This window comes from Aureisphaera sp. (assembly GCF_059726885.1).
Genome location: NZ_AP041051.1, coordinates 1,229,179 through 1,251,728, shown reverse-complemented (window position 1 = coordinate 1,251,728; position 22,550 = coordinate 1,229,179). Strand labels below are relative to the sequence as shown.

Here is a 22,550-nt window from a genome sequence, read left to right as displayed (position 1 = left end):
GGGAATAAATGATGAGAATAAATGAGGGTTGCATTATGGGAATTTCAATGAGGAAGCAAAGGCGGATAACTCTGAGCGCTTTTTGCTTTCTACTAACCTTTACAGTTTATGGCCAATGGGAATACCGAAAAATCATTACTAACGATAATATAACATATCCCGAGACAAGCAAGCTCGCCCAAATAACGAACACTATCGGGATAACAGAAATTAGCATAAAGTACCACAGACCCGCCGTTAGAAACAGGATAATTTTTGGGACTTTAATCCCCTATGGAAGTGTTTGGAGGGCAGGGGCAAATGAATCGACGACCATTAGCTTTCAAGATGATGTAACCATAAATGGTCAACCATTAGAATCTGGTATATATGGTCTTCATATAATTCCGAATAAGGATGAATGGACGATTATTTTTTCCAAAAATAATACGCAGTGGGGGAGTTTTTATTTCGATGAAAGTGAAGATGCCCTAAGAGTTAGCGTGGTGCCAGAAAATAGTGAGCATCAGGAATATCTGAAATATGATTTTCGAACTATAAGCGATAATAGTACCCATATAACTTTAACATGGGCAGATACAAAAGTTACATTCACAGTTGCGGTTGATGAAGTGGCTACCACTTTAGCAGTTATTGAAGATGAGCTAAGAACCTTGCCTAGATTTTCATGGCGGGGTAATCGGGAAGCAGCATTTTATCTTTGGCTACATGATATTCATTTGGATAAAGCCCTGAAAATGGTAGATAGATCCATTAGCTATGAACGTCGATTTGAAAATGTATATCAGAAGGCATTAATCCTAGAATCCTTGGGTAGTACTGTTGAAGCGGAAAAACTCTTCAATGAAGCCAAAGCCTTAGGCAATGAACGGATGTACTTGTATGTGGGGAGAGAAGCGTTAGGTCATCATAACAGCGCGGAAAAAGCAATTACATTGTTTGAAAAAGCTTTAAAGTATTATCCCAATTCCTTCCAAGCCATGATGCTGAAGGGAAGGGTTTATGGATGGATGGGAAAATTCGATGAGGCGATACGGCATTTTAATAAAGCACTTGTTTTGGCACAAACACAAAAGGATAAAGATCGAGTGCAAAGTGAGAGAAACGTATTTAAACAATAGTTATAAAACTCGATGGGGAACGATCGAAGAATTGGAGTGGTAAGAGGGATATGTGTCATATGTGTTACTTTATTGCACAGTTTGTTGGTTGCTCAAACCGTAGAGGAAATCCATAGAACTTCAGGAACTTTTCGGTTAGATGGTGTGTTACATGAACCGGAATGGAAGAGTGCCTTAACATTGACCAATTTCAAACAGATCGAACCTAATATCGGGATGTTATCTACCGAAAATCTTGAAGTAAGTCTAATGTATGACGAGCGGTTTATGTATTTCGGTGTGAATAATGTGTATGAAAACACACAGGACCTTTTTGCTACTACCTTAGAGCGTGATGCTCCTCAGGACAGGGATGATTATGTAGAGTTTCATATAGACACCTACAACGATAAGATCAATGTGTTGGTGTTTAGGGTGAACCCGTTGGGGACGCGCCAAGATTTGGAGGTGAGCAGGAATGGAGAAGAATTCAACACCTCCTGGAATACCTTCTGGGATACCAGGTCTCAGGTAAATGATCGTGGTTGGACTTCCGAAATTCGTATTCCGTTTTCATCATTAAGATTTCATAAAGCCTCCGAGAATGTCATGCGAATTCGAGTGGTTGCCAAATACAAGCTGAAAAATGAATTGGTCATAACGCCACTGATCAACGCAGATGTTACGCAGCCCACGTATAACTTCAACAACTCTGTTGAGGTAAAATTTAAAGACCTTCCTTCGTCCAAACCCCTTTACGTTACTCCATATACCAAGGCTAGCTTGATTCATCAAAATACCCTGAATGGAGAAGGAATTGCGTATGAAAGTGAAGTCTCGGTGTTGGAACGCAAACAGTACTTCAAAAATGAAACACTGGACAAATTGGGAAGCAATATAGGTATTGACCTAAAGTACAAACCAAGCGCCAATCACACTTTGGACGTTACATTCAATACCGATTTTGCAGAGGTGGAATCCGATGATCGGATTATCAATATTTCAAGATTTCCCATCCTTCTACCAGAGAAGCGTTTATTCTTTCTCGAAAATGCCGATTTGTTTAACTCTAACCAGTTCGACCATAGGCTATTTAATTCTAGGGCCATTGGCATTGAAGAAGGACAATCGGTTCCAATCATTGGGGGCCTTCGATTTACAGGAAGCAATTCGAAGTGGCAATATGGTTTTATGGATCTGCAAACCCAAAAAGTCCAAGGTTTGGTTTCATCCAATAATATGAGTGTCTTACGGTTGCGAAGGAATTTCGGGGCACTGGGCAGTAATATTGGCATGATCAATACCAATAAGATTGGCAGTGAGTCCAATAATCACCTTGTAGCATTCGATACCAACATAAACCTATCAAATACCGTGAGAACGTGGTTTACGATAGGGACCACCTTCGACAAGGAAACGGGCAATTGGAAACCCATGTATGGTGCTGAGATCAACACGTTTAGGGCCAACGGCTTTGGTCTCAATTACCGCTTCAGGGAATATACCGAACACTTTAATCCCGAACTAGGCTTTGTGGAACGGCCCAATACCCAAAGACTCACTTTGAACAATGGATGGAGAAGAACCTACACAAGGGCTACATTCCTAAGACACCTATCTGTTGGACACTACTTTAATAAGTTCTGGGTATCTTCAACTGGGCAAAACGAGTTCTTCCAAACAAATATTTACTTGAACGCCGTGCATAAAAAGGGTTATCGATTTACGCTATTTGCACCAGTCTATCAGAAAGACAATCTCTATGAAGATTGGGAAATAGCAGAAGGGATTATAGTATCGAAGGGAGCCTACGAAATGTGGAATGTCGAACCTAGGTTCTCTACCGGTAATGCAAGGCAGTATCAACTAAATGTAAATACATTGATTGGTAAATTCTACGATGGCAACCGGTTCACGTTTTCCTATAGACTTTCCTATGATTTCAACAAAACTCTTTCTGCTGAGATCGGTGGTGCTTATAATAGCTTGAGTTTTCCCAGTGAATTTGCAAATGGGGTTTCAGACAAAGTAAATCTTAGCCGCTATTTCTCAAGATTGAAACTTAACTTCTCGTCCAAAAGTAATTTAAATAGTTATTTTCAATACGATACACGGAATGATCAATTAGGGATTAACCTAAGGTATAGATACAACCCTATAGAAGGAACAGACTTCTTTCTGGTATACAATCACAATGCAAATCTGGATAGGGACATGTTAAGCCCTCGGGCTCCTTTTACCCAGGATCAGGTTGTGATTTTAAAGTTTTCCAAAACCTTAATTTATTAATGATTTACATGATGATCAATCCCTTTCCCAATTCTCTTTTTAGGTTAAAAAAAATCGACAGTGTTGTTTCTTGCTGCCTGAAAATAGCACCCTTTTTTACATTGCTCGTTATGGTAATGAGTTGTAAAGAGGAACCACATGTTATTCCCACAACCACATTTTCGGAGGAAGCCAGGAAGCATTTTCAGCACGGACTCCAATATGAAGGGGTACTAAACATTACTGAAGCCGAAACTGAATACAGAAATGCTTTGAAATTAGACCCTTCCTTCGTGAAGGCAAGGCTTCGTCTTGCCATGCTTCGTGGTAATTTCGAAGCACGACAAAAGCATTTGGACACAGCCATGCAGGACCTTCCGAAGATCTCGAAAGGAGAACAACTTTGGTTGTTGGGAAGGAATAGTTTCTACGGGAAAAAGGAGTTGGGACAAAAAGAGGAGTACGACTATTTCAAAGAACTGGTATCGTTATATCCAGAAGATCACAACGCCAATTATTTATTTGGGTTTGTCAACATTCATCATGGCAGACATGAACCAGATACAGCTATTCGATATTTTGACAGAGCACTGCAAATTAAGCCAAATATGGCCAACTACTATAACGAATTGGCGTATGCCCATCTTGCTAAGGGCGATATTGAGAATGCGGAAAAGGTGGTGGCCGACTATCTCCGGTTTTTACCAAATCACATAGACCCATTAGAAATTAAGGCTGAAATCGAAATGCGCTCACACAGCTATGAGGCTTCGTTGGCCAGCTATAATGAGGTGTTGAAACTTGATCCGGACTCACCTTGGACGCATATTGGAGTAGCTACCAACTTGAGCTTGCTTGGAAGGTATGATGAGGCGAGAAAGGCCTTAATTCCTCTTGGTGAATTAAAGCTAAGTGATTACGAATATCGGCACCGATGGCGTGCCGAGGTATGCAGCTATCTGATGGAAGGAGACATGGATTCGGCCATAGTAACGCTGAGATCTCAGCAGAAACAAAGTTTGCTGGAAAGCCCGCCGAGAGAACCTATTTTTCATCGATATATCACGGCATCACGAATAACCCGCTTGTATTTTGAAAAAGGCGATTGGCAAAGTGGAATGCAGAGTTATAAGGAATGGTTGGATTTTGTTGAAAACAATCTAACCAATCAGGAAACGATACAAAATGTTCGGGATATGGTGGTATATTTTGAAGCATATTCGAAGCTTCTACAGCGTTTGCCAGATGATGCGATAGAATTGTTAGAACCCTTAACATTCAAAACGGAAGATGTAAAACTCCTTCTTGCTAGGGCACAGATGGAGAAACAAGAATATATTGCGGCCATAGAACTACTGGAAGGTATAGATTCTCAAAATGCTTATTACCTTTATTGGCTGGCTAAAGCATATCAGGGAAATGGGTCGATAGCTCAATTTCATGCCACCTTGGAGCGAATACCTTCCCTTATTGAGACAAATAACTTAGACTATGCAATAATCCAGGGCCCGTTTAGTGTTCTGATCGAGAAGAATTAGGATCTTTCATTGGACGTGCTTAGGATTTTAACCTCGCTGGGAAAGCTTGCTTATAATACCGTAAAAAGATTCACGAAAAGTATTTCCAACCGATAGTTGTTTGGACCCTATTTCTACATAATCGCTTCCGTAGGCTGTAATTTTATCTAAAGCGACAATATAGGATCTATGTATTCTGATAAAACTTGCGCTAGGTAACAAAACTTCCATATCCGACATACGATCGTACGTAGTTATTATCCCATGTACTGTATGAACTTTTACATAATTTCCCAATCCCTCAACCATAAGAATGTCTTTAAAGAATACTTGAATATTCTTTTTCCCGGATTTGAAATAGGTGAAATCGTTCATACTAAATGAAGTGGTTTCACTTTTCTTAAGGATTTTATTTACGGAAGTGACAAAACGCTCGAAGGATATGGGTTTTAATAAATAGTCTGTCACGTTAAGGTCATAACCTTCTAGGGCGTATTCCCTGAATGCTGTTGTAATAATAACCTCGGGCGGATATTTCAACGTTTTAAGAAAGCTCAATCCGGACAATTTTGGCATTTCAATATCGAGGAAGATAACGTCAATTTGCTTTTCATTCAGAACATCCATTACCTCAAAAGCATTCTTACATTCAGCAATTAATGATAATCCAGGTATATCATTGATGTACCTTTTTAAGATCTTGCGAGCGGATATTTCGTCGTCTACAATAAGACAGTTAATTTTCATCTTCATTTTTTAGTTCGAGCCTCACTCTAAAAGTATTACTGGTTTCATTGATGCGAAGTGAATGTTTCTCTCCGTAGAGAAGTTCTAATCGCCTTTTTATGTTTACAAGCCCTATGCCTCCTTTATTCTCACTTGCCTCTTGGATGTTTTCTGGTTGGGAGTTTTCTACTTCCAACGACAATGTATTATTATTTTCAGACAAGCGGATATTAATAAACGCTTTTCCCGTTTCGTTTTTCAAACTATGCTTGAATGCGTTTTCAACGAAAGGGATCAAAAGAACGGGTGGAATCTCCAAGAAATTCTCGGGTTCCTGAATATCCACTAACACCTCAACCCGATCGGCGAACCGATCGGTCTGTAATTCGATGAAATTTAGAATCAGATCTATTTCCTTCTTTATCGGAATGGTTTTATTGCTTGTTTCGTAAAGGGAGAAGCTGAGAAATTCGGATAGCTTTAAGATAAGATCAGAAACCTTCTCAGATCTTTCCAACGATAGGCTATAAATATTGTTGAGGTTATTGAATAAGAAATGTGGATTGACTTGTGATTTTAGGTATTTAAGTTCGGTTTCCTTTTTTTCAATTTCAAGTTCTTGGGTTTCTTTTTGTTTCCTATTCCAATCAATTAATAGTTTCCAGCCTGTAGCAATAGCTGCCGGGAAAGAAATGATAAGCATGTTCTGTACGATGCGGGTTAATTTGAATACGTGAATATGCGCATCGCTCATCCATTGTGGAAAGAACAACGGATATGCCCAATACAGTTGTACGACCCTTAACAAAATGCCTAAAATGATTAGAATTAGAATGAACGTAATGCCGAATTTATAGTATTGGTTTCTATGCAGGAATTTGGGGATAAGAATAAACCATGTTACATATACGAGAATCAGCCTCGCTGGTAGCAGAATTAATTCAAATGTGAATGCATCTCCCAGAGAGTAATTATAGCCCCATTCGGAATAAGCAAAACAGAACATAAAAAGGACCCAGAAAATCCCATGATGAATAAAATTAATTCGATGTTTCATGGCTCAAAAATAAATCTATATCAGGGTTCATCTCCAAATGCGCCGTCTTTTTATGTTAAGACGCTAAATCTTTATGCGAATACACTTATGGCGGGTTTTAACACTTAAAATCTGGTGTAATTGTGCCATTTTCTTAGCAAAACCTAGAGGATTCTTGTATTCAATATGAAATAGCAAATAGGCCAGTCAGCATCAAAATATGCCAAGTATATGTAAAAAAAGTAAGGTCACGGGATCATTGTGATTTCTTAGCAAAGTAAACGTGAAATTCATTTAATAATCATAGGCAATGAAAAGAAATCTATTAATTCTAATAACGAGTTTAATTACATCAATCACTTCGGCACAGTACTTCGAGTTGGACAACAATGCAGGAGATCTTGTAAATACAGCACTGCATCAGGCAGGAGGAACCTGGATGGATTACAACAATGACGGAATGGTCGATATTGTAGTTATGGGTTATGACAATCCTGCGCAAAACAGGACCAGGATTTACGAAAACAACGCAGGGGTTTTCACGGCTTCAGGCACTTCAGATTTTTATATAGTTGGAACCGGAGGGCCCACTTCTGTTGCTGGAGATTTCGACAATGATGGGGATCTTGATTTGTACCAAATCAATTATCAAGAAAACAACGGAAATGATCCCTCTGCCAACATTTTGTATGAGAATACTGGGGCTCCGGACTACGAATTCATAGCGACAACTTTGGTTGGAGGCCCTGGCGAAGAAAACTATAGCAGTACCGGAACTTGGGTGGATTACGATATGGACGGAGACTTAGATTTATTTTCGACAGGTGGGAACGGGACCACCGATATTTTCTACAGAAATGACAATGGAGTATTCACATCGGTCACAGATCTTTCTTTTCTGATGTCGCGTTTTTGGGCAATTACAACAGATACATGGTTCGATTTTGACGGGGATGGTGATCTAGATGTTTATTTTACCAATTTCTCTAACCAAGACAACAAACTATACCTAAGTCAGTTTGTGGAAACAGGTGATCCCGACAACTTTGTTGAGCTTTCCATACCCGAGGTAACAAACAATGCGGGCACTAATATTGGCTGTAATTGGGTTGACTATGACAATGATCGTGATCTAGATTTATTTCTAAACTATTTTAACAATCAAGACAGATTGTATCGAAACAATGGGGACGGGACATTTACTGAAATCAACGATCAGCCTATGACACAAAACTCAGGTTGGACTACAGTGAATTCCTGGGCTGATTTCGATAATGATGGAGATTTGGATTTATATCAGAACACCCGAACCAATTCCACTTTCCCTGGTTTTCTATATGAAAATAATGGGTCTGGAGAATTTACAAGTGTCGAAAGTGCCATAGCAGGAGATATCACAAACACCGTTGTATCACCGCAGGGCGGAGGTTGGGCAGACTATGATAACGACGGGGACCTTGATCTTGTGGTAATAACTTGCTGCACTACTTTTCCATCGGGGGCGGCTGTAGCCAATGACTTATTTGAAAACAAGATTGGACAGGATAACAATTTTGCAAAGATTAGTCTTCAGGGAGTTGCTTCGAACACAAATGGAATTGGAGCAGAAATTCATGTTTCGGCTACTATAAATGGAAGTAGTGTATGGCAAACAAGAAGAATAAATGGAGGTGTAGAAAGCTTTGGAATGCAAGAACAGCAAATTGCTCACTTTGGTTTGGGGGATGCTACTGTTATAGATTCGCTCATAGTTAAATGGCCCTCGGGCCTTACCGAAGTATGTACAGATGTTGCCTCCGGCGATATACAAATTATGGAAGGATCATGTGACGAATTGGGCATTACCGACATATCACCTGCTGAAGGCATTAGGATTTATCCGAATCCAACCTCTGAAGAATTGCATATAAAGTCCGTGTCCTCATTACTCATATCCAACTGGGAGATAATTGCTATGGATGGCAAGATTGTAAAAACTAGCAGTAGTTATACGGGTGGAATTGATGTAAGTGAGCTAACTGAAGGAATTTATTTTTTATCCGTAACAGTGAATGGACAAAACAAAGTAGTAAGGTTTATCAAGGAGTAGATTTCGTTTGGTTTGATTAGTGACACTTCTTATTGCAAAAGGCACCATGATGGTTAAGGAAATTAGTGCTTGCTGCATATAGGGGTGTCCCTTTTTTAATAATAGGGTTTTGAGGATCGCCAACTTTAGTTTCGCCGATAATCTGAAAGAATCCTAGTAGGAAGCAATTTTCACCTTAGTCAACAAAATCCAATTCTGTAAAGGAACCCGATAGGGATAAGGTGTTGATACCATCTATAGTGGCCGCTGTAATATTAAAAGTTCCTGATAGTAGACGATGGCCAGTTTCACTAGGATGCTCCCTATTGTTGGTGATGGTAACACTACCTCCATTAGAAAAATAGGTAATCTGAGGACTTGCTTGTCTTACTGTGGCAAAGGTTGTAAAACTATCAGCATCCACATCCCCCATTTCTTTAACGGTTCCGCTACTAAATCCATCGGTACCATTTAAAAATAATGAGACCATTTCTCCATTAATATCACCGGTATTGATACTTAATGTATTTCCTGTGGTGCCCTTTACCACTTCATATACTCCAATGGTAAAGTCATAATTGGAATAGGTGTCTCCGTCTATGGTAGCTTGAAATACGGCCTCTCCAGCCGGTGAATTATCAGTGGAATTGTCATCGGAATTATCGTCGTTTTTACTACACGATACATTGAATAGCATTAATAGCGACAATACAAATAAGAATGAATGTCTCATGGTATTTGGGGGTATTAGGGTTTTGCATTAAATCATAAATAGGTATATGCAATGTACCAAATATTATTTAGAACGGGAATGGCCTCACGATTTCTCGTGAGGCTTATCAAATTACTTTACTTCGAAATCACTAGTTTTTGATGATAAATTACATGGTCTCCATTGTGTATCGTGAACATGTAAACACCGATGGCTAGTGGGCCCAATTTTTCTTCTGGAATAACCCGCGTTTTTTGGTTCTCCAACCCTTCCATTGTAAAATTTAAAACCTTTTCACCATTAAGGTTATACAATGAAATATGAAGGGGGTGGTTTATTTCTTCCGTGAAGGTAAGAAGGAGATCAGAGTCTACTGGATTTGGGGAGATCAAAATCGTACTCTCGGGATCAAATTGGGTTACCGATAGTATTCCTTGCCCTTCTTCCAATACGTGGGTGTCGTTGATACCAAAGCCATCGAATAATTCCGTTAGTCCTGTGGGCCATTGTACAAGTATTTGATCAAGACTTGTTGCCAACCCCAATCCAAAATGCTGGATCAAACTGTTCATTCCAAAAAAGGTACTCGAAGTAGATACTTCCCTCATTTGGGTGGTTCCAGAAGAAGTTATCCAAACCTTCGACCCAATTCCTGCTTTATTGGAAACTGTGCCTAGCAGTTCGAATTTTACCCAGTTGTTTCCATTGGAAAGGTCATTTCTGAAGAAAGAGTTGTCCGCGCCAGGCCCCGGAATGAAGAGATCTAAGTCCCCATCATTGTCATAATCCCCATTAGAACATCCACTTTGGTTTTTATCGGTTGTGCCCAATTCACCCGCCATGATTTTTGTGAAATTACCATTGCCGTCATTTTGATAGTAATCGAGGGTATGCCCAGCATCGCAAACGGTAATGGCATCTAAGTCCCCATCATTGTCATAATCTCCCCAACTTACTGTAGAGGTTAGGGAAGGATCGGCAGCAATAATATCGATAGTGTCTTCTATATACGAACCCGAATTGTTGCGGTACAAACTATTTTCTTTAGGAATGGTATTGCCTTGGCTATCCGTTGTGGCCCAATTGGTCAAATAGGCATCCAGATCCTGATCGTTGTCTATATCTATAAAGCTCCATTGGTTGCCTTCGACCAAATCATCAGATAGGGTAATCCCCGTAATGCGTTCAAAATCCAAAGTTCCAGTTTCACTGAAGCGATTTCTGTACATTAAATCTTGCATAGGCATACCACTTCCCATTCCAATAAAAATGTCCAGATCGCCATCACTGTCAAAATCGGATAAGGTGGGATGCAGATAGGTCCCATCGGTGGGATCGTTAACCTCAGTACCCAATAAACGATTAAATGTGTAATTAGGGGGCCCTTCATTTATCATAATCCAAGGGGAACCAGGATCACCCGTACTAGGAGGCCCTGCCAACCAGTTGGGACGAACCTGAATAAGGTCTAAGTTGCCGTCATTGTTGAAATCGCCAAAGGCGGCGCTAATCCCAGCCAATTGGGGATCGGCGACCTCTCCTACTGTGACCTTTTCAAATGTTCCATTACCCATATTGGTGAATAGCCTTCCGGGGTATCCAGCTACGAAGACATCCATAAGACCATCGTTATTGTAATCTCCCCAAGTGTTACCAAACCAAAATCCCAGTTCATTTACCAACGTACCCGTTGTTATTTCGGTAAAATTCCCAGCTTCATTTAAGTATAATTTGTTTTTTCTGGGAGTGGTCCCAGTAACCCGATTGGTTAAAAATAAGTCGAGGTCATCATCATTATCCACATCGATCCAAGCTGCACCTGTCCAATAATCATCAAGATTAGTAATTGAGATGGGTTGCCCATTTACCTGAACAAAATTTTGAGCATAAGATGTTTTCGAGAATCCGAATACAAGACAAACAAGCGTGATAAGAAGTGTACTTTTCGTTTTCATAGTGATTGAATTAAAATTATTTGATTCAAAACTATGGTTGGACTAATCTGCTATGGGTACTATTCTTAAGCATAAAGTCCCAAATTATTAGGATGGGATAAAATTGTAAACTGTTCGATTCATTTTCTATGGTTGTAATCCCGCTCTATACGATGAATGAGATTTACATGGCATCAATTTACGAATTGAGATATCTTAATTGGCCATACCCAATATAGCAACCTACACCATTTGTATACCATTGAAAGGGATGGGGAAAATGAACGGCAAACTACTTTAGTAGAGGCCTATTATGGAGAACCTGAGTGGATTCCTGGAGAGTAGTATTTATATTACCTATCTTGAGAATTGGAGCTAAGGACATTCTGGGAAAATGTCGGTTCTTTTTGTTGAGACTTAATATACTCTTTTGGGGTAAGCCCAGTATGCTTCTTAAAAACCCTATAAAATGAACTATTACTTTGGAAGCCCGATTCCCTTGCAATTGCGAATAATGTTAAATGGTTTTTCGAAGGATCCAAGAGTGTGGTTTTTAATTCTTCTATCCTTAGTTTATTGATGTAATCGAAAAAGTTATGCCCGTAATGTTGGTTTATGGCGGCAGAAAGGATGTGCAAATTAACCCCGACTTCGTGGGCAACTTCCATTATTTTTAGTTCAGCATTACGGTAGAGTTTCTTGTCTTTCATGAGTGCCTCCATTCTCTCAATTATAGCACTGTGATCCCCACTGAGATTGCCCCTCCTAACTGGCTTTTCTGTTAATCTTTTAATGGGCAGTTCGGCGCCTTGGTAATACATGTAGAACTGAAACAAAAGCACTAATATAATAACCCAGGAGAAGGTGTAGAAGATGTATCCGCTTAGGTAATTATCGGTAAGATCCAAAAACAGGCAAAGAAGAAAACTAAGAATCGTTATGGCTGAGAAGACTCCGTATAGATTCTTCAGGGATAATAAATATGAACGTGTCTTGACATTGGACCCATAATTTTCGAAAGATCGCGAATGGGTGTTCATTGTCCGATAACCGAAATACAGATAGATCCCAATGTGAAGTAGGTAAAAATAAAATAGCAGACTTGTGCCTTGCTGCAGGACCATTCCAAAAGTTTCTTCCATGTAGTCGATTTTTTCCGATCCACTTTTAATGTAGAATGGCAAGAGGTAAATCATCATGGCCACAGCTGGAATGAAATGAAAGACGTGACTCCAGTTCGACTTTCTTTGCAGGTATAAATAAAATAAAGGCCCAAGTATATACAAAATAGGAGCGTTAATCCATTGAAGGTGTGGGAGATAGCGATAGTAAGCGGACAATTCGAATGCGTAGCCAAAAAAGCAAATGGCCGATAAAACAATGGCTATAGATAGGAGCTTATTGGTTTTTCTTCGAATGGCTCGAATAAGTTGATACAGCCCGAAATTAAATGTGCTAAAAGCCGCAAAAAGTACAAGGAAAATAAAGGCTTGCTGTGGCATTGCAGAGAGAAATTACAGAGATATCAAATCAAAATTAAACAAATACTCCGGCTGGATTGCTTAATAATTGTTAATGTTTTCAAGGATCTCAGGCATAGATTTGAGGCACCCTGCCATATCTCAAATAAAAAATCAAGCCGAGAAAAGGTTGGTTTGAATATTCCATTCCCACTGTATTACTATCGGATCGAAGATGGTTCCCGATAGGGATTTTTGTCGAATTAAATTCTAGAAGATGTTCTCACCCCTGTAATAATCTAATATCTTAACCCGTAACCAGTAATCGAATTTGGCATTGGTAAGATTGATTTTTGCATTATCCAGATTATTTTTACTTGTGATATAGTTTAGAAAATTGGAAACACCATTATTAAACCTAATTTCGTTAATACGATAGGATTCTTGATAGGCCGTTACTTGATTTTCTAGACTTCGACAGCGGTTGAAAGCAGCTTCCATATCGAAGTGAACCAGAACAATAGCATTCTTAATTTCTAGAGTTGTTTGTTCTAATTGAACGAGAGACTCCTCTACCCTGATTTTTTCGAGAGCTACATTGTTCTTGGCACTAAAACCATTTATTAAAGGAATATTGACTGCTACCCCAATCACCGTATTTAGATTGTTGTCTAACTGATCCGTATAACCGATTTTTTGAGATTCGAATGCGGTGCTTTCTGTAAGAACATTGAAATCTTCCCCATCAATAGTTACAAAATCCCCTGTTTCTACAATGCTGGTCCCTGTAGCCGTAAAGGTTTCGGCAACGCTGGAATAATTTGTGTTTACCCCAGCAAATAAAGATACTTCTGGAGTAAACTGTGCCTTTGCCACACTTACCCCTTTTTTGGCAGCCTCAACCCTTAATTCGGTTGCCTTAAATGTCGCTAAATGCTGCAGTGCTTCTTGATACACTTCGTCTGCCGAAAGCGGGTATTTTTCAAAATCCAATATAATTTCTTCAGGGTCGATCGCTACATTATCCGGGAGATTTAACAATTGAATTAAGCTGAGTTTGGCATTGTTCAATGATGATTCTGAAGTGAGAATATTGGTTTCGTCATTGGCGATCTGTCCCAATATATCGGCATAATCGGCGGGGTTTCCCGATTCATTTTTAAAGAAGTCTTCCTGAATTTTTAGCTGCTTTTTCGTTGCTTCAAGACGTTGTTTATTCAGGTTAAGAATGGCGTTACTATTTAATACTTGTAAATAAGCTAGGGTAACATTTAGAACAAGATCTTGTTTAGCAGCATCAATCTCCAATTCAGAAGCTTGTCGGTTTAATCCGTTTTGTTTCGCTGCGTTTAGGAGTCTGAATCCGTTAAATACTGTCATGTTTAAGTTCAAACCCATATTCGAAAAGGTCAACTCTTGCGTGATGAAGTCGTTGGTGAAAGGATCTATACTTCGCCCATCATTCACCCCTAAATTAAAATTTCCATTTACGCTTGGCAGTAGATTTGCCTTGGCCTGCCGATGATTAATTTTGGCTGAATTAGCACGTAAATTCGCTGATTTTAAATCAAGATTATTTTGAAGTGCTATTGAAATACATTCATCTAAAGAGTACTTCTTTTCAGTGATTTCTTGGGCATGGCTTATCGTACCCATCAGTACAATGAGTGTGAAAATGATGATTTTATGTTTCATGATTTCTTTACTTATTGAGAGACTATTTTCCCGTCGAGTAGGTTTATTATTCTTGAGCCATACGCAGCATTGTTTTCAGAATGTGTGGCTTGTATGATGGTGACACCTTCTTTATTCAGTTCAGCAAAGAGGTCCATGATTTCGGTACTTTGTTTTGAGTTCAGGTTACCTGTTGGTTCATCGGCTAGGATTAATTTTGGTTTACCAATGAGGGCTCTCATTATTCCAACCAGTTGTTGTTGGCCTCCACTCAACTGTTGCGGAAATAGACCTTTTTTACCCACTATACTGAATCTGTCCAGCATGTCAGCAACCATGGCTTTGCGTTCAGAAGGCTTCACACCTTTGTAAAGTAGAGGGGTTTCAATATTCTCGTAAACCGTTAGTTCATCGATGAGATGATAGGCTTGAAAAACAAAACCGATATACTCTTTGTACAATTTAGATCGATCTTTTTCCTTCATGCGATGAACGGGTTGCCCTAAAAAGGTATATCCGCCATCCGTAAATGCATCCAGCATACCAATACAATTGAGGAGTGTGGATTTCCCAGAACCTGAAGGTCCCATTAATGAGATAAATTCACCTTCTTCAACTTGTAGGTTGATCTCATCGAGTATAGTTACTTTGTTGCTACCGGATTTGACCGTTCTTGAAGCTTCCTGTAAACTTACTATTGTATTTGCCATTTTGACTTTTGGTTTTTTTGATTAATGAATGAATACAGAGTTACTCCGTTCTTAAACTATTCACAGGATTGGCTATTGCGGCTTTAATGGCCTGGAAACTTACGGTAATTAGCGAAATACCCAGAACAATGACTCCGGCACTAATGAAAATCCAAATGTCCATGTTCATACGATAACTATATTCTTGCAACCACTGCGACGAGAAGTAGTAGCCTAAAGGAATGGCAATGATCAGTGAAATTAATACCAATACAATAAATTGCTTCGACAATAATTGCCATATCGCTTGTATGGAGGCCCCAAGCACTTTGCGTATGCCGATTTCCTTTTTCCGCTGAATGGCCATATAGGTCGATAAACCTAATACTCCCAAACAACTAATGAAGATGGCTACTAGGGCAAATATGGCCACTAATTTGGCAATGCGTTGTTCGGCATTGAACTTGCGCTCGTATTCTTCATCTGTAAATACATATGCAAACAGGTTTTCAGGATTATACTTTTGAAAAACTGTCTCCATTTTGTCCAAAGCACCTTCAATAACGCCAGCATTGTCTGAGGCGATTTTTACATTGACCCAATTGAGAAAACTTCCCTTATGCAATATATATAACGAGGGCACATCGGGATCGAAAGGAGATCGGGTAACCATATTTTGAACTACGCCAATAACCTTATACTTTCTTTCGCCCCAACTTATGAATTCGCCTACAGGGTTTTCAAGGTTCATGTATTTCACGGCTGTTTCATTGACAAGAAAGGCCAAGGTGTCACTGGGGAATTCGGCAGAAAAATCCCTTCCTTCAAGAATATTCCAGTCGATCATTTTTCCGAAACCTTCGGTAGCGCGAATCGTATAAAATTCTGGTTCCAATTCTGGGTCTTTATTTTTCCAATTGAAATCACCTCCATTGGTAGTGTACGTGCTCGTTATTCTCACATCGGACGCAGTGACCTGATCAATGTGTGTAGAGGACAATAGTTCATTCTTAATAGCGTCATAACTTTGCAACACTTTCTCCGTATAAATAGGAACGCTTACCAAAAGATCCTTATCAAAACCAAGAGGCCTGTTCTTTGCGTGATTGATTTGACCAACAATGGTTATGGTTCCAATAATGAGAATACTTGAAATAGCAAACTGAAGCACTATAAGCCCCTTTCTAAGATTAACGGCGGTTTTATTATTACTGCTCAACCCTTTAAGAACTCTTACTGGTTTAAATGCCGATAGGTAGAAGGAAGGGTACAGACTACTCAAAACAGCCGTAATTCCAATTAATAGCAAACAAACCATCCAGAATGCGGGCGTTGCAAATGGAATGGCTACCTCTTTTAGTGTTAATTTATTGAATGCGGGTAATAATACAGTGGTCAATATAAGGGCAATACCAAATGCGAATAATATGATTAAAAATGATTCAGTAAAGAATTGAAAAATAAGTTGTCCTTTGGAAGAGCCCAGTGTCTTTCGTACGCCCACTTCTTTCCCTCGTTTTAGGGCATGAGCAGTACTTAGGTTCATGAAATTGATACAGGCTAAAAGCAGAATAAATATGCCGATAATACCAAATATTTTAACGTAGGATATCCTCCCGCCAACACTTACACCGTTTTCAAAATCTGAGTATAAATGCCATTTGGACATAGGATACAAGAAGACTTGATAATTTCTATCATTGGTTTTCTCGATATATTTTTCCATAAATACATCCTCAATGGCAGCGGCTGCATTGGTAAGCCCATTGGTGTCGTTAAGCTTTACATAAACCTGAAACCAATAGTTTCCCCAACTCAGTCTTTCTTCATAGTTTTCGGTTTTTTTAAGTAGTTCGAAAGGGGCGATAAAGTTTAAATCGGCAAAGCTCGAATTATTGGGCAAGTCTTCATAAACACCTGCGACCTTCACATCCATTTCGCCGCTGATGGTGATCACTTTTCCCATGGGATCCTCCACGCCAAATATATTTTTTGCGGTACTTTGAGAGATAAGTACAGAGGAAATATCCAATAGGGCTTCCCTGCTGCCAGCAAGTAGTTTCAGATCCAGAATATGTGCTAGGTCAGGCTCCGCAAATCGACCCTCCACAACGAGCATATCATTATTGTACTTTATGTTGTAATTCCTGGATCTTGCACTGGTTGCCACATATGTAAAGTGATTTCCGTATTCCTCCCGTAATACAGGTGCCATTTGCATGGGCTGACCCGTGTATGTTCGGATTTCATCTGCCCGACTCTGATGTTGCATAACAGCAGCAATATCATTGTAATGCGTTAAGGACGAATTATAACTGAGCTCACTATACACCCAAAGACTAATAAGTAAAACAGCTGTTAAACCAATCGTTAAACCTCCGGCATTCAATGAGAGGAATGCTTTGTTCTTAATTATATTTCTGAATCCAATTTTAAAATGAGTGAATATCATGTTCGTTGTGTTTTTGATTGATGATGAATCTATTCTGACCTGAGGGAATTAACCGGATTGGCAATAGCGGCTTTGATTGCCTGAGAGCTCAGGGTTACAAAGGCTACAGTTAAGGCGATAAGTCCTGTAACTACAAATATCCACCAGTTCAAAGGGATTCTAAAGGCAAAATCCTGTAACCAAGTATTCATGAACCACCAAGCGATTGGTGCCGCAATAACAAATGAAATCAGTACTAGCTTAACAAAGTCCGTGGAAAGCATTTTTACAATATTACTGACCGAAGCACCCAATACTTTTCTTATGCCAATTTCTTTGGTGCGCTGTTCTGCAATGTACGTGGCCAATCCGAAGAGCCCTAAGCAAGCAATAATAATGGCAAGTATGGCAAAAGTCAATGCTACCTTTCCTACACGTTGTTCCTGCCGGTACATTACGTCAAAGGCTTCATCCATGAATTGATATTCAAAGGGCATTCCAGGCGCAGCAGCTTTATATTTGGTTTCAATTAGACTTACCAGTTTATCAACATTGGCTGTATTGAACCTGAATGCAGAAACCCAACTATTATTACCCAATCTAAAACTCAAAGCACCCACATTTTGTCTCAGGGATTCGTAGTTGAAGTTCTTGACAATACCAATAATTTCGTAAGCGATTTGCGAATTATTACCATTGGTCGTGTAGATTTTCTTACCTATGGGATTGTCAAAACCAGTTAATTTGGCAGCAGTTTCATTTAATATAATGGCGGTGGAGTCTGCACCAAACGACCTAGAGAAAAAGCGCCCCTCAACCAGTTCCATATCCATATTGCTGAGGTAATCGTAATCAACTCTCCAATACTGCATATTAAAACCATTGGTTTGGGTCATCACGGATTCCGTAGAAAAAGTGGTATCCGATCTGGATGAATCTGAAACCGGGATATAACCGGCAAACGAAGCTGATTTTACATCGGCTTGTTGTTCGATTTCTGTTTTTAAGGATATCCGGGTTTCCTGGGGTAATCCAGAATTACTTACCAGTAACACCTGATCTTTATCAAATCCAATATTGGTTTTTTGTATATGATCAATCTGCTTATAAATAACGATGGTTCCGATAATTAAAATAATGGAAGTAGCAAATTGGAATACAACCAGAAAATTCCGGAGATAGTTTTTTTGATATCCAGCGGATAGCTTTCCTTTTAGCACGGTAATTGGTTGAAATGATGACATGAAAAACGCAGGATATATCCCGGCTAAAACGCCTATCATGAAAGGAAGGAATAAAAGAAATAACAAAAACTTCGGGTTCAATAAGGAAGATAGGACCATTTCCTTTCCTGAGATATCGTTAAACCAGCCTAATGTTAGCCAAACGAAAAAGAGCCCAATGATGAGTGCTATTATGGTTACTATGGTCGATTCAATTAAAAACTGGGATATCAAGGATTTTTTATTTGTACCCAGTACTTTCCTAATACCCACTTCCCTTGCTCTGCCCGTAGATCTTGCAGTGGTCAAATTCATGAAGTTTATACATGCTAAAATCAAAATAAATAGCGCAGCAGTAGAGAATATATAGACATACTGTATGTTGCCATTAGGTTTTATTTCCACGCCTCTTGAAGATTTTAAATGGATGTCGGTAAGTGGAAATAAAGAATATTCCAGTCTATTTCCTTTTTGCTCAAACTCTTCAATGCTTGCAATGTCCACGTATTGTCGAATTTGCGGAAGCATGTGTTTTTCAATAACCTCGTCAAAGTTCTTATTGAACTCCTTATAATCTGTACCTGGTCTTAATACGACGTAGGTATAAAAATTATGACTTGAAAAATTTCCGAAATCGTAATCTACATTATCCATCGAAAAGAAGAAGTCATAATTGAAGTGAGAATTCTGGGGAATATCCTCTATTACAGCGGTGACTTCATATAAGGTTCTATTGTCATCATCGGTATCCAGCATTTGCCCTAAGGCCAGTTCTGCCGAACCAAAATACCGTTGAGCAACAGTTTTGGTTACGACTACAGTATTTGGTTCGTTTAGTGCTGTCTGCGTGTTACCTACAATACTAGGAAGGGTAAACACATTAAACAATGTAGAGTCGGCATGAACCACATTTTCTTCTTTAATGTATTCATTGCCTTTTTTTATCAGCTTTGCTCCACCACTACCATAAAATCGCACGTATTCTTCTACTTCAGGGTAGTCGTTTTTTAGTGTTTCTCCCATAGGATCCGCACTTACAGCCATATTCAAATCTGTACCTCCAAAACTGATATCTGAATGTATTCTGTAGATGTTATCCGCTTTTTCGTGAAATTTGTCATAACTCAACTCGTCTGTAACGAACATGGCAATGACGATAAAACAAGCTATACCCAGAGACAGGCCTATAATATTTATTGCGGTAAACCCCTTGTTCTTAAGAAGGTTTCGCCATGCTATTTTGATATAATTCTTGATCATGATTTTTTTAATTTTTTCGATTGATGCCTTCTATTCCGTGCGTAATGATTTTACTGGATTAGCCAAAGCTGCTTTGAAAGAATGGTAACTGATGGTTATTATCGTAATCAATACCGTTACGAGGCCTGCAATAAGAAAAACGTGCAGTTGAGGTTCAATTCTATAGGTGAAATTCTGAAGCCAATTTTTAGCGGTCCAATAGGCAAACGGTGAAGCTATTGCCACCGCTACGGCTACAAGAATCAAAAAATTCTTGCTTACGAGCAGCATAATATTACCAAGGTTTGCACCTAAGACTTTTCGAATACCTAATTCTTTTGTTCGCCGCACAATACTAAATGCTACTAAACCGAATAACCCTAAACACGCTAGTAAAACCGACAAGCTAGCAGCGACAGTAAATAGGATAGAGCTTCTCTTTTCAGATTGGTATAATGCATCGTAATCCTGATCTAAAAAATGATAATCAAAAGGTTTGTCAGAAACACGCGATGACCAGGTATTTTCAAGACGAGCCAAAGTGCCTTCTACATCTGTATTCGAAATTCGCACCATATAGTTTCTGGAGAAATTTCGATTCAAAAAAATGAGTAATGGCCCAATAGGATCATGTAAACTGCTGAAATGAAAGTCTTTGACCACGCCCAGTACGGGACCTTCGGCGCGATTCTCAATGGTTCTCCCAATAGCTTCCTCAGGTGTCCAGCCAATTCGGTTAGCCAGGGTTTCGTTTATCAAGTAAGGTATTTGGTATTTTTTATTGCCCGAATTAATGGTGTCCATTAATGCAAAATCTGTAGTAGTGAAATCCCGACCAGCCACGAGTTCCATTCCCATGGTTTCTATGAAGTCTAAATCCACTGGCATGGCATTGACAGAAACATCATGTTCACCATTTTCATCAACGGCATAAATGCCATCGGACCACTCCACAAATTCGGGTGTTTCATAAGAAGCTGTCACCGATTTAACGCCTTGAACCTGTTGAAAAGCTTCCTTAATGGACGTGAAATCATTCAACATCTTTCCGCGTATAGGCATTACTACGATATGGTCTTTGTTATACCCTAAATCTTTACTTTGTACATAATTCATTTGCTGAATAATGATCAGCGTGAAAATGATTAAGAACACGGATATAGCAAATTGTCCTACGATTAATGACTTTTTAAGCAAACCATTTCCACCTGTACCCGTAGATCGAAACCCTTTTTTAAGAATTGAAATTACTTTCGAATTTGAAAGTATAAGCGCTGGATATAACCCTGCCAAAGCACTTACTACAATGCAAAACATGAGTAGTAAGAATAGGGGTAAAGGTTGTAATAGCTCTAACCTGGAAAATGATTGTCCTGTAATGTTATTGAAATATGGAATACTTAAGATGCTTATACTAAGTGCTATAATTGTGGAAATGATAGTTACTGTGGTTGCTTCACTTATAAATTGAAAAAACACCTGTTTTTTACTTGCTCCCATCACCTTTCTTACACCAATTTCTCCACTTCGCATGGTAGACTGCGCTGTTGCCAAATTCGTGTAATTGGCAATGGCTATCAACAAGATGAGAATGGTAATGATTACAAAAACGTAGATATACATAAGGCTTCCATTAGGCTCAAAACCTGCTAAATCTGATTTTAGGTGTACATCTAAGAGCGGCTCTAAATTGTATTTTAAATAATCTCCTGCATCGAGTCTTGCTTCTTGCTTTACAAGGTCCGAAGCCATATAATCACCGATCTGTTGTTCTACATTGGCAATTTCAGCCGAATTGTTAAGCAGTAGATACGTTATCCAATTGGCAGACCACCATTGTTCATTTTTAACATTATTATTTAAGTTTAAGAACTGCGTAACAAAGTCAAATTTTATTTGCGAATTTTTGGGAGCGTCCTTGCATACCCCAGAAACCACTAAATCCCTTCCGAAGGCATTGATGACCTTATCAATTGGATTATCGGAGCCAAAATATTTTTGTGCCATCGATTCTGTGAGTACAATTTTGTTTGAAGCATCTAATGCGCTCGTTTCATTTCCTTGAATTAATTGGAAGGAGAAAATGTTGAAGAAGGAAGGATCTGCAAATAGGATGCGATCTTCTACGAAAGAGTTGTTTTCATATACCACATTTGCACTACTAATGTACGTTCTTACATAGTCCTCTACACTAGGTATTCTTCTTTTAAATTCGGGTCCAACTTTCGTTCCAGTGACCGCAGCTGTATTAATCTCGTTGGAGAGTTTATACTCCATGGTTGCCCTGACAATTTGAGATGATTTTTCATGAAACGAATCATATGTCAATTCACTGTAGATGTAGAGGGAAATCAAAAGGCATGCAGCCAAACCAATGGATAAACCAAAAATATTTATGGTCGTATATAGCTTGTTCTTTTTTAAGTTCCTTAACGCTATTTTGAAATAATTTTTAAGCATGACTCCTTTTTTT

14 protein-coding genes are annotated in these 22,550 nt (G+C 39.1%); 4 read left to right on the top strand and 10 right to left on the bottom strand.

Features of this window, described 5'->3' with window-relative positions:
• Nucleotides 1–8 precede the first annotated feature (8 nt).
• The 3 genes from AC6JAD_RS05575 (at nt 9) to AC6JAD_RS05565 (ending at nt 4,906) form a co-directional block, all read left to right on the top strand.
• The gene (locus AC6JAD_RS05575; RefSeq protein WP_461302129.1) at nt 9–1,121 is read left to right on the top strand and encodes a DUF2911 domain-containing protein; all 1,113 of its coding nucleotides are present in this window, start codon (nt 9–11) and stop codon (nt 1,119–1,121) included.
• Nucleotides 1,122–1,133: 12 nt separating this feature from the next.
• Nucleotides 1,134–3,389, top strand: a complete 2,256-nt coding sequence (locus AC6JAD_RS05570; protein ID WP_461302130.1) for a DUF5916 domain-containing protein — start codon at nt 1,134–1,136, stop codon at nt 3,387–3,389.
• Between the two features lie 116 nt (nt 3,390–3,505).
• Nucleotides 3,506–4,906 carry a tetratricopeptide repeat protein gene (locus tag AC6JAD_RS05565; RefSeq protein ID WP_461302131.1) on the top strand — a complete coding sequence of 467 codons (1,401 nt, stop codon included), beginning with the start codon at nt 3,506–3,508 and terminating at the stop codon, nt 4,904–4,906.
• 27 nt (nt 4,907–4,933) lie between these two features.
• Here the strand turns inward: AC6JAD_RS05565 and AC6JAD_RS05560 are convergent, their stop codons facing one another.
• Complete coding sequence (locus AC6JAD_RS05560) at nt 4,934–5,632, bottom strand: LytR/AlgR family response regulator transcription factor (protein ID WP_461302132.1); 699 nt, start codon at nt 5,630–5,632, stop codon at nt 4,934–4,936.
• A complete protein-coding gene (locus AC6JAD_RS05555; RefSeq protein WP_461302133.1) occupies nt 5,622–6,668 on the bottom strand; it encodes a sensor histidine kinase in 1,047 nt (348 codons plus the stop codon). Before AC6JAD_RS05555 ends, AC6JAD_RS05560 begins: the two co-directional genes overlap by 11 nt.
• A gap of 289 nt (nt 6,669–6,957) precedes the next feature.
• Between AC6JAD_RS05555 and AC6JAD_RS05550 the strand changes: the two genes are divergently transcribed.
• A complete protein-coding gene (locus tag AC6JAD_RS05550; protein WP_461302134.1) occupies nt 6,958–8,736 on the top strand; it encodes an FG-GAP-like repeat-containing protein in 1,779 nt (592 codons plus the stop codon).
• A 175-nt stretch (nt 8,737–8,911) separates the two neighbouring features.
• Here AC6JAD_RS05550 and AC6JAD_RS05545 read toward each other — a convergent pair whose 3' ends face one another.
• From AC6JAD_RS05545 to AC6JAD_RS05510, 8 genes are all read right to left on the bottom strand, one after another.
• Nucleotides 8,912–9,448, bottom strand: coding sequence for a hypothetical protein (locus AC6JAD_RS05545; protein ID WP_461302135.1), 537 nt, complete (start codon nt 9,446–9,448; stop codon nt 8,912–8,914).
• 116 nt (nt 9,449–9,564) lie between these two features.
• The gene (locus tag AC6JAD_RS05540) at nt 9,565–11,382 is read right to left on the bottom strand and encodes an FG-GAP-like repeat-containing protein (RefSeq protein ID WP_461302136.1); all 1,818 of its coding nucleotides are present in this window, start codon (nt 11,380–11,382) and stop codon (nt 9,565–9,567) included.
• Between the two features lie 332 nt (nt 11,383–11,714).
• Nucleotides 11,715–12,863 carry a helix-turn-helix domain-containing protein gene (locus tag AC6JAD_RS05535; RefSeq protein ID WP_461302137.1) on the bottom strand — a complete coding sequence of 383 codons (1,149 nt, stop codon included), beginning with the start codon at nt 12,861–12,863 and terminating at the stop codon, nt 11,715–11,717.
• A 228-nt stretch (nt 12,864–13,091) separates the two neighbouring features.
• Nucleotides 13,092–14,516: a TolC family protein gene (locus tag AC6JAD_RS05530; RefSeq protein ID WP_461302138.1), complete on the bottom strand. Its 1,425-nt coding sequence runs from the start codon at nt 14,514–14,516 to the stop codon at nt 13,092–13,094.
• An 11-nt stretch (nt 14,517–14,527) separates the two neighbouring features.
• Complete coding sequence (locus AC6JAD_RS05525; protein ID WP_461302139.1) at nt 14,528–15,205, bottom strand: ABC transporter ATP-binding protein; 678 nt, start codon at nt 15,203–15,205, stop codon at nt 14,528–14,530.
• A 40-nt stretch (nt 15,206–15,245) separates the two neighbouring features.
• Nucleotides 15,246–17,636: an ABC transporter permease gene (locus AC6JAD_RS05520; RefSeq protein WP_461302140.1), complete on the bottom strand. Its 2,391-nt coding sequence runs from the start codon at nt 17,634–17,636 to the stop codon at nt 15,246–15,248.
• Nucleotides 17,637–17,665: 29 nt separating this feature from the next.
• Nucleotides 17,666–20,098: an ABC transporter permease gene (locus tag AC6JAD_RS05515; protein WP_461302141.1), complete on the bottom strand. Its 2,433-nt coding sequence runs from the start codon at nt 20,096–20,098 to the stop codon at nt 17,666–17,668.
• Between the two features lie 30 nt (nt 20,099–20,128).
• Nucleotides 20,129–22,537 carry an ABC transporter permease gene (locus tag AC6JAD_RS05510; RefSeq protein WP_461302142.1) on the bottom strand — a complete coding sequence of 803 codons (2,409 nt, stop codon included), beginning with the start codon at nt 22,535–22,537 and terminating at the stop codon, nt 20,129–20,131.
• Between the last annotated feature and the right edge of the window lie 13 nt (nt 22,538–22,550).